The sequence below is a fragment of the Mesorhizobium carmichaelinearum genome, assembly GCF_900199455.1.
GTDB classification, from domain to species: Bacteria; Pseudomonadota; Alphaproteobacteria; order Rhizobiales; family Rhizobiaceae; genus Mesorhizobium; species Mesorhizobium carmichaelinearum.
Map to the genome: position 1 here is coordinate 625873 of NZ_FZQR01000001.1, position 14861 is coordinate 640733.

Below are 14861 nucleotides of genomic sequence, written 5' to 3' on the forward strand. Positions count from 1 at the left end.
GCAATTTGCCGGCTCTGTTGACCGGTTCAGCCGAAACGCCTGGAAATGATCCGTTCCAGGGCCCGAATGCCTTGCGCCTCGCCGCCAGCGGGGCCATGCGGACGATCGGCAGGGTTCCAGGCGAAGATGTCGAGATGCGCCCAGCTCGTCGTCTTCTCGACAAAACGCCTGAGGAACAGCGCCGCCGTGATCGAACCGGCAAACCCGTCCGTGGTGACATTGTTGATGTCGGCGATCTTCGACGACAGCTTCGCATCGTAAGGCCGCCACAGCGGCATGCGCCACAGCGGATCCTCGACCGCCAGCGATGCCGCCGCCAGCTCCGCGGCCAGCGCCTCGTCACCGGTGTAGAAGGGCGGCAGATCGGGGCCAAGCGCGACACGGGCGGCTCCGGTCAGCGTCGCCATATCGACCAGCAGCTGCGGCTCCTCGTCGTCGGCCAGCGCCAGCGCATCGCCGAGCACGAGCCTGCCTTCGGCGTCCGTGTTGCCGATCTCGACAGTGATGCCCTTGCGGCTTGCCAGCACGTCACCAGGCCGAAAAGCGTTGCCGGCGATCGAATTCTCGACCGCGGGGATCAGCACGCGCAACCGCACGTTCAGCCCGGCGGCCATGATCATCGAGGCCAGGCCAAGCACGTTGGCCGCGCCGCCCATGTCCTTCTTCATCAAGAGCATGCCGGATGACGGCTTGATGTCGAGACCGCCGGTGTCGAAGCAGACGCCCTTGCCGACCAGCGTCACCTTCGGTGCGCCCTCTCGCCCCCAAATCATATCGATCAGCCGCGGCGCGCCGACAGATGCCCGGCCGACGGCATGGATCATCGGGAAATTCCGCGTGAGCAGCTCGTCGCCCTTGATGACGGAGACTTCGGCCCTGTGAGCCGCGGCCAGGGTGCGCACCGCCTTCTCCAGATCGTCCGGTCCCATGTCGCTGGTCGGTGTGTTGACCAGATCACGGGCCAGGAAGACGCCCTCGGCGATGCGGCGAACGCGCGCCGCGTCGACACCGGCCGGCAGGTCGAAACGCAGTGCCTTGCCCGGCTTCTTGCCGTAACGGGTAAAGACATAGCCGCCGAGCGCAAGCGCGATTGCCGCGAGTTCCGGCTCGGCCGGAGCCGAGGCGAAATGCCAGTCGCCTTCCGGCAGGGTTTTCGACAGCGCGCCGAGCGCGAGCGCGCCCTCACCGTCACCAAGACCGAACAGCGCGCCGGCAAGCGCGCCGCTTTCGCCGGGCACGGCCAGCGTCCTGCCTGCCTCGCCGGAAAACCCGTTGGCCTTGGCCCATGCGATGGTCGATGGCGCAAGGCCGGCGGCCTCCAGTCCGTCACGGGCCACCAGATGCACCGGCAGCGCGCCTTGCAATTTCGTCTCGACGAGTTCGACAGGCATTCGACGTTCTCCTGCCGACCCGAGCCCCGAGTCGGCGTTTCTTAACTCTCCGTTAGGGTTAACAGAATATTTCTGCGGGAGGGAAGATGGCCACGCAATGGCCGCGCGTATGAATGGAGGCTTAGGTGTCATGCCGACCAACCGCACAGTGAACGCCAGGGGAAAACGGCTCGTCACCACGGCCCTCATGCTGGCGCTCGCGGCAGGCGTCGCCGGGTGCGGGACCAGCAGGATGACCACGGGCTCGATCGGCCGCAGCGGCGGCAAGCCGCTGGAGACAATGTCGGCGGGAGAAGTGCACAATGCCACCGCCGCCCTTGGCCAGTCCTACGCCAAGAACCCGAACGACAAGCGTATAGCAACCAACTTCGCGGCCGCGTTGCAGATGGACGGCGATGCCGACCAGTCGCTTGCCGTGATGCGCAAGCTGGCGATCACCTACCCCAAGGACCGCGACGTGCTCGCCGCCTATGGCAAGGCGTTGGCCGCCAATGGCCAGTTCGAGGCCGCGCTCGACGCCGTACGCCGCGCCCAGACACCGGAATATCCCGACTGGAAGCTGGTGTCGGCGGAAGCCGCCATCCTTGATCAGATCGGCCAGAAGAACGACGCGCGCCAGCTCTACCGCAAGGCCCTCGAACTCAAGCCGAATGAACCTTCGGTTCTCTCCAATCTCGGCATGTCCTATGTGCTGGAAGGGGATCTGCGCACCGCCGAAACCTATATGCGTTCGGCCGCGCAGCAGCCCGGCGCCGACAGCCGTGTGCGCCAGAACCTGGCGCTTGTCGTTGGCCTGCAGGGCCGCTTCGATGAGGCCGAGAAGATCGCCTCGCAGGAACTCTCGCCCGAACAGGCGCAGGCCAATGTCGCCTATCTCAGGCAGATGCTGGCCCAGCAGAATGCCTGGAGCCAGCTCAAGGATCAGGACAAGTCGAAGCCGGCAACCAACTGACGCAGCGATTTCGCCAACAGAGCAATTCCAGGAAAACTGTGTAACGGTTTTCCGTCCGGAATTGCGCCAAGACAAAAACCCAGACGTTGAAAGCCGCGCTGCACGCAGCGCGGCTTTCGTATTTGCGCAAGGACTGCCGTGCCTTTACTGGGTGGCTGACGCTGCCGCCCCGGAATGATCGCCAAAGATGCCGCGCTGGCTGACCTGGATGCCGGCGGGACCGAGGATGATGGCGAAAAGCACCGGCAGGAAGAACAGGATCATCGGCACGGTGAGCTTGGGCGGCAAGGCGGCGGCCTTCTTCTCGGCAGCGTTCATGCGCATGTCGCGGCTTTCGGCGGCAAGCACACGCAGCGCGTGCGCCACTGGCGTGCCGTAGCGTTCGGCCTGGACGAGCGCCTGCGACACCGATTTGACCGATTCCAGGCCGGTACGGCTTGCAAGATTCTCATAGGCCTGCTTGCGCTCCTGCAGATAGGAGAGCTCGGCATTGGTCAGGATGAATTCTTCCGCCAGAGCCACCGACTGCGCGCCGATCTCGTCGGCGACCTTGCGCAGCGCCGCCTCCACCGACATGCCCGATTCCACGCAGATCAGCATCAGGTCGAGCGCATCAGGCCAAGCCATCTGGATCGACTGCTTGCGCTTGGTGGCGCGGTTGTTGACATAGAGGACCGGCGCGTAGAAGCCGCCATAGGCAACGAGGACGCAGACGAACAGCCGGACGACCAGTGGTTTGTCCGGCAATCCTCCGAGCACGAACATGTAGACCAGAGCCAGCGCGAAGCCGACAAAAGGCAGCACGAGGCGGAAGAAGAGAAAACGCGTCAGCGGGTTCTGTCCCCGGAAGCCGGCGACCTTGAGCTTCTGCAAGGTGTTCTCGTCGGCCAGCGCGCGCCTCAGGTCGAGCCGGTCGACGATGTTGCGCATACCTTCCGACTGTTGCTCGCGCAGGCCCTTGCGGCGGCGATCGGCCTCGCTGGCCAGCCGCGCGCGCTGTTTGGCGCGAAGCTCATCGCGCTCCAGCGCGACCGACTTCATGCGCGCCTTGAGCTGGTTACCGCCAAGCGCCGGCAGCAGCGTAAAGACGGTTGCGAACACGGCGATGGCGACCAGCAGTGCGATCAGGAGGCTGGGATCCGTCAGTGACTTGATGACTTGTTCGCTCATGCCGCAGCCCTAGACTTCAAAGTTCATCATCTTGCGCATCACGAAGATGCCAATCGACATCCAGATGGCGGAAACACCGAGGATCAGGTTGCCGACACTGGTGTTGAACAGCGGCATTAGGTAGAGCGGGCTCGAAAGGTAGACCAGGAAGGCGACGATGAAGGGTAGCGCGCCGATGATGGCGGCCGACGCCTTCGCCTCCATGGACAGCGCCTGAACTTTGGCCTTCATCTTCTTACGGTCACGAAGCACGCGCGAAAGATTGCCCAGCGCCTCGGACAGATTGCCGCCGGCCTGCGACTGGATCTGGATGACGATGCCGAAGAAACTTGCCTCGGTGCATGGCATGGTTTCGGGCATGCGCAAGGTCGCATCGGGGATCGACAGGCCCATCTGCTGCGAATCGACGATGCGTCGGAACTCGGCCTTCACCGGCTCGGGGGATTCGTTGGCAATCAGGCGTATGGCGTCGTTCAGCGGCAGGCCGGACTTGACCGCGCGCACGATAATGTCGAGGGCGTTTGGAAATTCGTTGAGGAATGCCTTGACCCGGCGCGCGCGGCGAAACGAGACGAACCAGCGCGGCAGGCCGAGTGCACCGGCCAACAGCACGCCGGGCAAAACAAGCATCGGCGCGCCGGCCATGAACGCGACCACCACCAGCGCGAGGCCGCATATGGCCGAGTAGATGTAGAAACGTTCGACCGAAACCTTCATGCCGGCCTGGCGAAGCTGGGCCTTCAGCGGCGGCTTCTTGACGGCGCTGTCCTTGGTTTTCTGCTTCTCGTCGAGTTCCTTCAGCGAATCCTGCACCGACTTCCGGCGCTTGGCCGCGTCAGCCGCGCGGTCGCGCGTGGCCTTGACGATGGAACGGTCCGTCTCGGCGGCCTTGATCGTTTCAAGCCGCTTGCCGGCCTGTTTCTCATTGCTGATCTGGTTGGCCAAGAATGCATAGGCGACCGCGCCCGCGCTGAAACCGGCGAGCACGACAAACGCCAATACGGTGCCGTCAATTCCAAACATCGACCACAACCTTCACGCCTGCGGATACCTCAGTCAGCACGTTTCTCCATCGCCTCGAGCGCGGTGGCGAGGCGCTGTTCCTCGCCGTAGTAACGAGCCCGGTCCCAGAAATGCGGGCGGCCGATGCCGGTCGAGACGTGCTCGCCCAGCAGCCTCCCGTTGGCGTCCTCGCCCTTGATGTTGTAGAGGACGATATCCTGGGTGATGATGACGTCGCCTTCCATCCCGATGACCTCGGTGATGTGGGTGATGCGGCGCGATCCGTCGCGCAGACGCGCCGCCTGGATGATCACGTCGATGGAGCCGACGACGATTTCGCGCACGGTTTTCTGTGGCAGCGAATAACCACCCATGGCGATCATGGATTCGATACGGTTCAGGCATTCGCGCGGACTGTTCGAGTGGATCGTTCCCATCGAGCCGTCATGGCCGGTGTTCATCGCCTGCAGAAGATCGAACACTTCGGGTCCGCGCACTTCGCCGACGATGATGCGCTCGGGCCGCATGCGCAGGCAGTTCTTGACCAGGTCGCGCATCGTCACTTCGCCTTCGCCTTCGAGGTTGGGCGGGCGGGTTTCCAGGCGCACGACATGCGGCTGCTGCAGTTGCAGTTCGGCCGAGTCCTCGCAGGTGATGACCCGCTCATCGCGGTCGATGTAGTTGGTCAGGCAGTTGAGCAGTGTCGTCTTGCCCGAGCCAGTGCCGCCCGAAATGACGATGTTGCAGCGGACACGGCCGATGATCTTGAGAACTTCGGCGCCCTGGGGCGAGATGGCCCCGAACTTGACCAGTTGATCGAGCGTCAGCTTGTCCTTCTTGAATTTGCGGATCGTGAGCGCGGTGCCGTCGATGGCGAGCGGCGGTGCGATGACGTTGACGCGGGAGCCGTCGGGAAGGCGGGCGTCGCAGATCGGGCTGGATTCATCGACACGGCGGCCGACCTGGCTGACGATGCGCTGGCAGATGTTGAGCAACTGCTGGTTGTCACGAAAGCGGATGCCGGTCTGCTCGACCTTGCCGTTGACTTCGATGTAGACGTTCTTGGAGCCGTTGACCATGATGTCGGCGATGTCGTCACGGGCGAGCAATGGCTCGAGCGGTCCGTAGCCAAGCACGTCGTTGCAGATATCCTCGAGCAGTTCCTCCTGCTCGGCGATGGACATCGCGAAATTCTTGATCGCGATGATGTCGTTGACGATGTCGCGGATTTCCTCGCGCGCGGTCTCGGGGTCGAGCTTGGCGAGCTGCGACAGGTCTATCGTGTCGATGAGCGCGGAGAAAACCTGGCTCTTGGTGTCATAGTAGGTTTCGCTCTTTTCGCGGCCCCGCTTCGCCTCCGGCGCAATTGGCGGCGCCTCGACCGCGCGGCGGGCCGGCGGCGCGACGGGTGCGCTTGGCGGTGGCGGTGCCGCGGGCCGGGCAAGAACCGTCGTATCCGCCGAACCCGCGGGCGGCGGGGCGGCCGGCGCCGGTGCTGGCTGGCGGAATTCCGGCGTGAACCGGTTGCCGTCGTCGTTGCCTCTTTTACCGAACATGATCGACTACCGGTTCCAAAGCGTCACTTCTTGTTGCGCGAGAGCTTGCCGAGCAGGCTGCCCAGGCCAGCCTTCTTTTTCGTCCGGATTTCGCTTCGCCCGGTCAGTACATGAGCAATCTCATTGATCATGGCCACAACCGGGTTCTTGGCATCCATCTCGCCGAGCATACGCCCATTGTTGGCGGCATTGCCGAACAGCAACGGATCAAAGCCAATGACCGACATCGGCGTCAGGCCGAGCGGCTCGGCGAAATCGGACGGCGAAATTTCCGGCCGCTTGGGGACGCCGGCCTGGTTGATGATCAGCTTCGGCGGCGGGTCGTTAGGACGAAGCCGCTTGAACATGTCGACCAGGTTCTTTGTGTTGCGCAGATTGGCCAGTTCCGGCGTCGCCGTGATGACGATCTCGTCGGCCTTGACCAGCGTGTTCTTGGCCCAGCCCGTCCAGACATGGGGAACGTCCAGCACCAGAAGCGGCACGCTGCGCTGCGCGGTATCGACAAGTTGCGCAAAGGCTTCGGGATCGAAGTCGTAGACGCGCTCCAGCGTCGAGGGCGCCGCGAGCAACGACAGGTGCTCGGCGCACTGGGTCAGCAACCGGTCGAGATAGACTTCGTCGACGCGTTCAGGCGAGAACACCGCTTCAGCGATACCCTGTGCCGGATCCTGGTCGAAATTGATGTTGGCCGTGCCGAAGGCGAGGTCGAGGTCGGCAACAACGACCTCGGACTTGAACAGGGAGGACATTGCCCAGGCGACATTGTGGGCGATGGTGGAAGAGCCGACGCCGCCCTTGGCGCCGATAAAGGCGACCGAACGGCCGAGCGGTTCGGCCTCCGGATCGACGAAAATCGACGACACGACACTGACGATGTCGGCCATCGACACCGGCGCGATGACATATTCCGAGATGCCGGAGCGGATGAGTTCGCGGTAGAGACCGACGTCATTATAGTGGCCGATCACCACCACTTTCGAGGATGGATCGCAGTACTCCGAGAGCTGAGCGAGCTGCTCCAGCAATTGCTTGGGTTCGCTGCGCGACTCCAGCAGGATCAGGTTCGGCGTCGGCGCCGACTGATAGAACTCGATTGCCGTGGGAACGCCGCCCATGTGGACCTTGAGATGCGCCTTGGTCATGCGGCGGTCCTCGCCGGCGCGCTCGACCGGATTGGCGACGCCCTCGGTCTCGCAGAACGCCTGGATCGAGATGCGCGGAACCGGGCGCAACGCCTGCATCGCGGCGATGTCCTGCGGCGATGTATCACCGCCGTCCACGGTGGCGTCATAGGCAAGGTTGCTCATGGTCATGCTCTTTCCGTGGCTTCTCTTTCCTCGAGGGCTCGGCTCAGTACGTCACTTCCGAATTGCCGAGGAATTCACCCGAAATACCCCGGCTGCGGTAGATATCGATCACCGCACCACGATTTTCCGCATCGATGGTGGTCTGCTTGCGCGGCCCGAGCAGATCGGACGGGTTCGCAACCTGGGCGGCGAGATTGTTCTGATAGGAGCAGCCGAAGTCGGCATAGTGCTTGTTCTCCGACGTATCGACCAGATCGTCGGGCCAGCGGCCGCATTTGTCGGTCTGGGCTCTCACCGCGATAAAGGAGACGCGAACCGGCGCGGATGTCTCGCTCGATCCAGCCTGATAGGAGACCACGACGATGCGGTTGCGCTTGATGCCGCTGGCGACCGCGAGCCTGGCGAAATCACGGCCGGCCGCCGACGCCGCGACCTCATTGGCCGATCCGCTCGGAATCTGGATGGTCAATGTCGGCGCGGCACTCTTGTCATAACCGTCGAGGAAACCGAGCAGCGTGTCGCGCTGCGACCCGGTCATGCCGCGGTCGCCGGCGCCGACAGGCAGGTCGATCTTCTGGTTCTTCTCGGCGATGACGATCGGATGGTTGGTGCGATAGTCGTCCGGAATGGCGCCAACGGTGATGCTGTCGCGCTGGGCGCAGCCGGCCAGCAAGGCCGTCACCGCCACCGCCAGCAGCGGCAGCGCCCGCAGGCCGGCCCGCGAACGGCCGGTGCGCATCGTCGAGGCGATGGTCCTTGTCTTCAACGCTGACTGAGACATGTCCGCTTCCCCATTCACTTGTAGATGTAGCCGACGACGCCGTGGTACCGGCCGTTGGGCTTGTCGGTCTGCATGGTGCCGTAGACGCGATTGACCTTGCCTAGGAACATGCCGGCGCCGTCGCTCGGAGGATTGAAATTGTCGTCCGGCTTGGCGAGATCGTTGCGTGCCACCGGCTTCGTCAGATAGGGCGTGATGATGATGACGAGTTCGGTCTCATTGCGCACGAAATCCCTGCTGCGGAAGAGCGCGCCGAGCACTGGGATTTTTGTCAGCCCAGGCAAGCCGGTGACGGCTTGCCTGACATCGTCGCGAACCAGGCCGGCGATCATCATGGAGCCGCCCGAGGGCAGTTCGACGGTCGTATCTGCAAGACGCTTGCGCAGTGACAGGGCATTCATGCCGATACTCTTATTGTCCGTGGATGCCGACACGGACCCCTCGGTTGTCGGTTCGGAAACCGAGGTTCTGACTTTCAGGCTTATGCGACCGGGCGACAGAACCACCGGCTGGAATTCCAGGCCGATGCCGTACTCGATCTTGTCGACTGTATAGGTCTTCAGACCGGTCTGATTGTCGGTGGATACGTTAGCGGAGACCGAGCTCACCATATTGTATTCGCCGCCGACCTTGAAGGTCGCCTTCTCACCGGATACCGCGGTCAACGTCGGCTCCGCCAACGTCTTCATGACCCCGGACTCCTCCATTGCATTGATATAGGCCTGCAGCGCCGAGTTGCCGATGCTTAAGCCCGCGTTCGACAGCGGCTTGCCAAGACCAGTGAAAGGGTCACTGAGTGCAGCGTAGCTTATGCCGTTGCTGCCACCGCTGCCTATCATGTTGACGCCGAGCTGCTTCATCACCGAGCGGCTGACTTCGGCGACCGTCACTTTCAGCGTGACCTGGTCGTCACCGATGATCTGCAGGAGATTGACGATCTTCGAGACGCGTCGTTGCTGGTCGGGATTGTTGATGTCGACACCGTTCGAGGCCGAGCCGCCAGCCGCGGTCTGCGAATACTGACCCGTCGTCGCTTCACCGCCCGAGACGAAGATCGTCGCCAGGTCGACCGCTCGTTTCGCGTCCAGCGGCGTATCGACCGTTCCGGTCAAGATAACGTTGTCGTTCAGCAGTTCCACCTTGACGGTCGAAGTCGGAAGGAAGCGCTTGATGTAGTCCTCCAGGCCGGCAACGTCGCGTTCGACGGCCAGATCCAGGCTGGCGATCTGTTCGCCGTTCGGACCGAAGACGAAGATGTTGGTCTCGCCGACCGCCTTGCCGAACAGATAGATACGCCTTGCGGTGCGGGTCACCGCATCGGCAACGGTCGGGTTGGCGACAAGAATGTCGTAGGCATCGCTCGGCAGGTCTATGACCACCGATTTGTTGAGGCCAAGCTTGACGCGCTGGTTGGCGGTCGTGGCCGTCACCTTAGTGCTCTTCGCCTCGACAACGCCCTGCACATTCGTTCCGACGAGCAGCAGGCCGAATGCCGCGGCTATGATTGCCGGCAGTTTACCGCTTAGCCTCATTTCCTTGCCCCTACTTCGGAAACTTCACCCGACTTGATCAGTCTCACCGTTCCCTTGCGGCCATTGCCGGAAACGAGATAGTCGGCCTCGTCCACATTCTTTTCCTGGGTGTCCGTGATCGCCCGCAGCGCCAGTGTCAGGCGATCGGCCATCTGCTGGGCGACGGTGATGATCTCCGCCTGTTTGGGCGTGAGCTCCAGCGTGGCGGTCTGGCCCACCCTGGTCTTCTTGCCCTCCTCGTCCTCCTGGATCGTCTGGTCGATTGCCAGGACGCGGATGTTCTTGAGGATGGTTTCGGTGTTGAAACCGGTGCCGCCGCTGCTGGCATCGGCCCTTCGCGTCATGATGACGTCGACGAAATCGTTTGGAAGGATGAAGCCGCCGGCCGAAGTGTCGGCCGATATGGTTGTGGCGACCGCGCGCATGCCGGAAGGCAGGATGGACGACATGAAGCTCTGCCCCTCGCCGATCAGCTTGGAACGCCGCACAGGCTCACCCGCATACATCGGCACACGGGCGATCGACCCCTTCAATTTCTCCAGGGCGTCGGGAGCAGTGGCCTTGGTGATGAAATTCGCGTTGACGCCGTCGGCCGGCCAGGATTGCCAGGAGATGTTGTTCTGAAGCGCGTTGCCCATCGCGACATCGCCCGAGAGCACAAGCACGTCCTGCAGCGGGACGGCGGGAGCCTGGGGGCCGGAATCGACGACGATCTGCGGCGGCGGCGCGGCGACCATATTTTTTGCGACATAGCCAGCGCCACCCGCCGCGGCCACCGCCACGCTCAGAATAATCAGTCGGGATGCTGGCATCTGTCCGAACCCTCGCCCTTGGCAAACCACGTAGCCAAGCCGGACTTTGCAGCGGCAATCGTCAAAACAAGGTTAATGTAATGCTTACGATCGTGATTAATTTAAGGTTTACATAAATTAGCCGGATCGTGCCGCCACGAATGCAAAGAGCCCGGCCACGGCTCTTTTCAAAGGGTTTCAAAGGGGTCGGGCAACGCGGTTAATGGTAGCGGAAATCAGATCGCGTTCAGTTCGCAAGCCTTGCCAGCGCCCACACCATCAAAGGCGAATCCGGATAGGTCAGCAGTCCGCCCAGGCCGAGCGCGATCCCATAGGGAACCCCAGTCGTGTCATCCGCGAAATGACGCAGGAATGGATTGCGTCCGGTAAAAACCGCCAGCGGCGACTTCCTATAAAGCAGGATGGCGAGCGTCAGCAGGCCGCCGATCATTGTCGAGACAACGAGGTATTCGACAAGATGGATGTTCAACCCCATCCATACGGCCGTCGCGGCCAGCAGCTTGGCGTCACCGCCGCCCATGCCACCCATCGCGAACAGGCCGAACGTCACGGCCAAGACCAGGGCGCCGGCGGCGAAATGCCAGCCATAGGCTGCCCATTCCATACCCGTCAGCGGCGCAACCAGCGCGAAGACGACAACGAGCAGCACCGAGACGCGGTTTGCAATCGTCATCGACAGCATGTCGGAGATCGCGGCAAACAGCATACAGAACGGAAAGACGACGAAGATCAGGGCTTCAAGCATCGGCGCTCATGCCTATTGTGCGAATTCCAAGGGGCTCAATCTAGGCCGGTTCGATTAACGATTGATGAGGCCCGCAACGAAAAGACGCTTAGTCTTGGTGGTGACATAACAAGCAGAATAAAACAGGGGCCGCCACGTGGCGGCCCCTGTCCAGAACATTAGCTGACCATTCAGCAATAAGCGGATTAGCTGCCGCTGGTGTTCAGGGTGGTTCCGATCGCGGTGAACTTGGCGTTGATTGCATTGCCAAGGGCGCCGGCGCCGGTGATGATGGCGAGCGCGATGAGAGCGGCGATCAGACCATATTCGATAGCGGTCGCGCCGGATTCGTCCTTCACGAAACGTGCAAAAAGGTTAGACATTCGAGAGCTCCTACTCCACGTGTTACAGCACTTCCGTCAACTTCTGTAATGGTTGATCGGATGCTGCCAATCTAGGGAGAAGCTCTTTCGATCGGCTTAATAAACAGCCTTACCGATTCCTTTCCCGGCGCGAACAGAGTGCGTGGTTAACTCCATGCTAAGCGCGGGCTACGCTGCCGTTTCTCAGGCCAACGCCGCAAAAGGCAAGGGCTTAAGGAGGCTTGCGGCCCAGCGCGGATCCGGCCATGCGAGCAGCCATGCCGGTCGCTTCATCCGACACCAGCAAGCCGACTTAACCGTTGGTTCACCAATCTCGTTCATGTTCCGTTGAACAGTTTGCTTGCGGGAGCGCCTCGATGGCCGTGCAGAGATCCTCAATCCTGATTGCCGTGCTTCTTGCCGCCACGAGCTTGATCACTCCAGCCAGGGCCGGCGCCGATATCCAAGTCACGATGAATCAGGCCAAGATCGTGAAACTGTCGCGCCCCGCCGACACGATCGTCATCGGCAACCCAGCCATCGCCGATGCCTCCGTCCAGGACGCCTCGACGGTCGTGCTCACCGGCAAGGGGTTCGGTGTCACCAATCTCGTCGTTCTCGACCAGGAGGGCAGCCCGATCGTCGACGCGCAGGTTACCGTCGTGCGGCAGGCAGCCTCGACGGTTCGCATTTACCGGCGTGCCGAGGTCCAGACCATGTCGTGCACGCCCTATTGCGAAAGCTCCTACAAGAGCGAGGCTGAAAAATCCTCCGAAGCCGAGATGAGCGTGAGCAAATAGGCTGCGCAGCCCTAATTGGCAGTCCAGGTTACTGGCCGGTTAAGACGCCTGCGCCGACTTTAACGATCATCCAAACCGGACCTCAATTGGTTTGCGCTAATACATCTGCCGGAACCGTCCAGGGGTGGCAGGAACAGGGCATGGGCAACGAATTCGGCTCGACAGGTCAGCACAAGGTGGAGCGCGCCAGGTTTTTGAAGCGCTTCGTTCGCAACCGCCGTGGCAGCACGGCCATCGAGTTCGCAATTCTGGCATTGCCGTTCGCGCTTCTTGTCTTTGGCATCCTTGAAAGCTGCATCTCTTTTGCCGGCCAGGAAGTGATGGCCAACATCACCGATGATGTCGCGCGCCAATTGCGCACGGGCCAGTTGCGGCCGGCCGATGTGGCGGGGACCAAATTGACGACCCTGATCTGCGGCAGGCTGCAGATCATCGTCTCCACGGATTGCCCGCAACAGCTGCTCGTCGATCTTCGCGAGTATCCGACTTTCGCCGACGCGGCCACCGCGACCTTCAAGATCCAGAATGGCGACGTCGTGCTGATGCAAGGCACGAACTCACAGACTTTTGCAAACACGCCTGGCCTGGCGGAATCGAAGAACATGCTGCGGGTCTTTTACAAATGGCCTGTGGTGACCGATCTGATGGCGAGGTCTATGGCCAATCTGAGCGGCGGCAGGACGCTGCATTTTGCGTCGGTGACCTGGCAGAACGAGCCGTTCGACAATTGAGTTCGGAAGCACCAACAAGAAAAAAGGCAATGACATGATGCGTGCGGGGGCACATCCGGGAATTGCCGGACTCTGGAGCAAAGCGGTCGGGTTCTGCGCCAATCGTCGTGGGGTGGCGGCGGTCGAGTTCGCTCTTATCGTGCCTATCCTGCTGATCATGTACTTTATGACCATGGAGGCGTCGCAGGCCATCGAGACCAGCAAGAAGGTCAGCCGCATCGGCAGCATGGTCGCGGATCTCATCACGCAGCAGCCGACCATCGTCAAGGCGGATCTCGACGCCATCATGAAAATCGGCACCTCGACCATTCAGCCCTACAACCGCTCGACGCCCAACATCACCATCACCGCAATACAGGTCACGACCGATCCGACGCCCAGGGTCCTGGTGGTGTGGTCGCGCAAGGTCGCCAGCGGCGTCTATAGCGTCGGCGCCACCGCAGGCACGACCACCACGGTTCCGACAACGCTCAAGGTCGCCGGTACCTTCCTCATCCGCGTTGACAGCAACCTTAGCTATGCGCCGATTATCGGCTGGACGACCGATACCCAGCAAAAGCTTGGACTGACCCAATCCCTCACCACCACGATCCCGATGGGCGAGACCTACTATCTGCGACCGCGCAGAAGCCTGACCATCCCCTGCAGCGACTGCTGAAGACTTTTATTGCTGCCCACCGTCGGCCGACACCAGGCGCACGATGGCTTCCGCTGTCGCGTAATCCTTTGGGGACACGGTCAAAAAGCCGCCAGAGTGTTTCGATTCCAGGAGATCGTAGACATCCGGCGTCGTCGATTTGAGGTTGGTGAGGAACACGGTCAGCCGGCGCTTGGCTTCCGGATCAAGATCGCTTCGCACGGCATGGGGCCCGTATCTCAAAAGGCCCGACGTCCACACGACCTTGAGAGCCGACGGCGAAAGGCCGGCCGCTTCGAGCCTTGCCTGCGTGCCGTCGGACAGCAATGGCTGGCCGTCGGCCGCGGCCCTCACCCAGCCGAACGAGGCGTCGGCCTGGCCGTCGAAGAGCATTTTTTCCGCCGCCGACGCTGAATCCGTATGAACCAGAAAGGGAGAATCTTCGGCGATCTTGACGTGTTCGGCGGACAGTTCCGCCAGCGGCAGAAGCGAGCCCCCGACGCTGTCCGGCGGCGGCATGGCGATCCGGTGCGTCTGCATAGCCCCCAGGCCAGACAGCTTGCCGTCCCTGGTCAGCAGCACGGAGCGGATGCCGGCCGCACCGTCTGAATCGACCGGTGCCACAAGCGGCTCGATGCATCCGCAACGCTGCAGCGCCGTGGCGTAAGCCGTTGCCGAATAGATGGCGTACTCGATCCGGGCGTTGGCCTGCGCCTCGATCAGTGCCGCATAGTCGCGCGCAACGACGAACTCCACCTTCATGCCGAGCGCATTGGTAAAGGATTGCGTCAACAGCGCCAGCCCCGGAACGGTGTTGCCGGCGCCAGGCTCAGCGACGATGCCGATGCGAAATGTGCCGATATCATCGCGCCAGTCGGCCCGCGCCGGACCACACCAGAGGGCGCCGTGCACGGCCACAAGGGCAGCACATGCCTTCAGCGCAGCGTTCATAAAAAGACCGTCCTTGGGTTTTCTTCGATCCATGCCCATGCCCGGTGCGCCGCAATACTTTTATCTTGGATTACGTCTGTCGTCGTCACCCCAAAACCGCTGCGCACTTCAGGACGACATGGACTATTGGTTTGTCCCTGTCGTTGTCCCAGA

At 62.1% G+C, this 14861-nt stretch carries 15 protein-coding genes; 4 read left to right on the forward strand and 11 right to left on the reverse strand.

What is annotated here, in order from left to right:
• Positions 1–26 precede the first annotated feature (26 nt).
• Positions 27–1391: a leucyl aminopeptidase family protein gene (locus tag CKW40_RS02605; protein WP_095198347.1), complete on the reverse strand. Its 1365-nt coding sequence runs from the start codon at positions 1389–1391 to the stop codon at positions 27–29.
• A 130-nt stretch (positions 1392–1521) separates the two neighbouring features.
• Here CKW40_RS02605 and CKW40_RS02610 point away from each other — a divergent pair, with 130 nt between their 5' ends.
• Positions 1522–2343 carry a tetratricopeptide repeat protein gene (locus tag CKW40_RS02610; RefSeq protein WP_095198516.1) on the forward strand — a complete coding sequence of 274 codons (822 nt, stop codon included), beginning with the start codon at positions 1522–1524 and terminating at the stop codon, positions 2341–2343.
• 144 nt (positions 2344–2487) lie between these two features.
• On the opposite strand, the gene CKW40_RS02615 is transcribed toward CKW40_RS02610, so the two are convergent.
• From CKW40_RS02615 to CKW40_RS02655, 9 genes are all read right to left on the reverse strand, one after another.
• A complete protein-coding gene (locus CKW40_RS02615) occupies positions 2488–3513 on the reverse strand; it encodes a type II secretion system F family protein (RefSeq protein ID WP_095198348.1) in 1026 nt (341 codons plus the stop codon).
• A 9-nt stretch (positions 3514–3522) separates the two neighbouring features.
• Positions 3523–4536 carry a type II secretion system F family protein gene (locus tag CKW40_RS02620; RefSeq protein ID WP_095198349.1) on the reverse strand — a complete coding sequence of 338 codons (1014 nt, stop codon included), beginning with the start codon at positions 4534–4536 and terminating at the stop codon, positions 3523–3525.
• 29 nt (positions 4537–4565) lie between these two features.
• Entirely contained in the window at positions 4566–6071 is a 1506-nt protein-coding gene (locus CKW40_RS02625) for a TadA family conjugal transfer-associated ATPase (protein WP_095198350.1), read from the reverse strand.
• Positions 6072–6094: 23 nt separating this feature from the next.
• On the reverse strand, positions 6095–7384 hold the full coding sequence (locus CKW40_RS02630) for a CpaE/TadZ family protein (RefSeq protein ID WP_095198351.1): 1290 nt from the start codon (positions 7382–7384) through the stop codon (positions 6095–6097).
• 37 nt (positions 7385–7421) lie between these two features.
• Complete coding sequence (locus CKW40_RS02635) at positions 7422–8159, reverse strand: CpaD family pilus assembly protein (RefSeq protein WP_095198352.1); 738 nt, start codon at positions 8157–8159, stop codon at positions 7422–7424.
• A gap of 14 nt (positions 8160–8173) precedes the next feature.
• A complete protein-coding gene (locus CKW40_RS02640) occupies positions 8174–9691 on the reverse strand; it encodes a type II and III secretion system protein family protein (protein ID WP_095198353.1) in 1518 nt (505 codons plus the stop codon).
• Positions 9688–10503, reverse strand: a complete 816-nt coding sequence (cpaB, locus tag CKW40_RS02645) for a Flp pilus assembly protein CpaB (RefSeq protein WP_095198354.1) — start codon at positions 10501–10503, stop codon at positions 9688–9690. The genes CKW40_RS02640 and cpaB overlap by 4 nt, the downstream gene beginning before the upstream one ends.
• Positions 10504–10729: 226 nt before the next feature.
• Positions 10730–11248, reverse strand: coding sequence for an A24 family peptidase (locus tag CKW40_RS02650; protein ID WP_095198355.1), 519 nt, complete (start codon positions 11246–11248; stop codon positions 10730–10732).
• A gap of 185 nt (positions 11249–11433) precedes the next feature.
• A complete protein-coding gene (locus CKW40_RS02655) occupies positions 11434–11610 on the reverse strand; it encodes a Flp family type IVb pilin (RefSeq protein ID WP_095198356.1) in 177 nt (58 codons plus the stop codon).
• A 356-nt stretch (positions 11611–11966) separates the two neighbouring features.
• Here CKW40_RS02655 and CKW40_RS02660 point away from each other — a divergent pair, with 356 nt between their 5' ends.
• From CKW40_RS02660 to CKW40_RS02670, 3 genes are all read left to right on the forward strand, one after another.
• Complete coding sequence (locus CKW40_RS02660; RefSeq protein WP_095198357.1) at positions 11967–12389, forward strand: pilus assembly protein N-terminal domain-containing protein; 423 nt, start codon at positions 11967–11969, stop codon at positions 12387–12389.
• Between the two features lie 140 nt (positions 12390–12529).
• A complete protein-coding gene (locus tag CKW40_RS02665; RefSeq protein ID WP_095198358.1) occupies positions 12530–13120 on the forward strand; it encodes a TadE/TadG family type IV pilus assembly protein in 591 nt (196 codons plus the stop codon).
• A 34-nt stretch (positions 13121–13154) separates the two neighbouring features.
• On the forward strand, positions 13155–13778 hold the full coding sequence (locus tag CKW40_RS02670) for a TadE/TadG family type IV pilus assembly protein (protein WP_095198359.1): 624 nt from the start codon (positions 13155–13157) through the stop codon (positions 13776–13778).
• A gap of 6 nt (positions 13779–13784) precedes the next feature.
• Here the strand turns inward: CKW40_RS02670 and CKW40_RS02675 are convergent, their stop codons facing one another.
• On the reverse strand, positions 13785–14708 hold the full coding sequence (locus CKW40_RS02675; protein ID WP_095198360.1) for a phosphate/phosphite/phosphonate ABC transporter substrate-binding protein: 924 nt from the start codon (positions 14706–14708) through the stop codon (positions 13785–13787).
• Between the last annotated feature and the right edge of the window lie 153 nt (positions 14709–14861).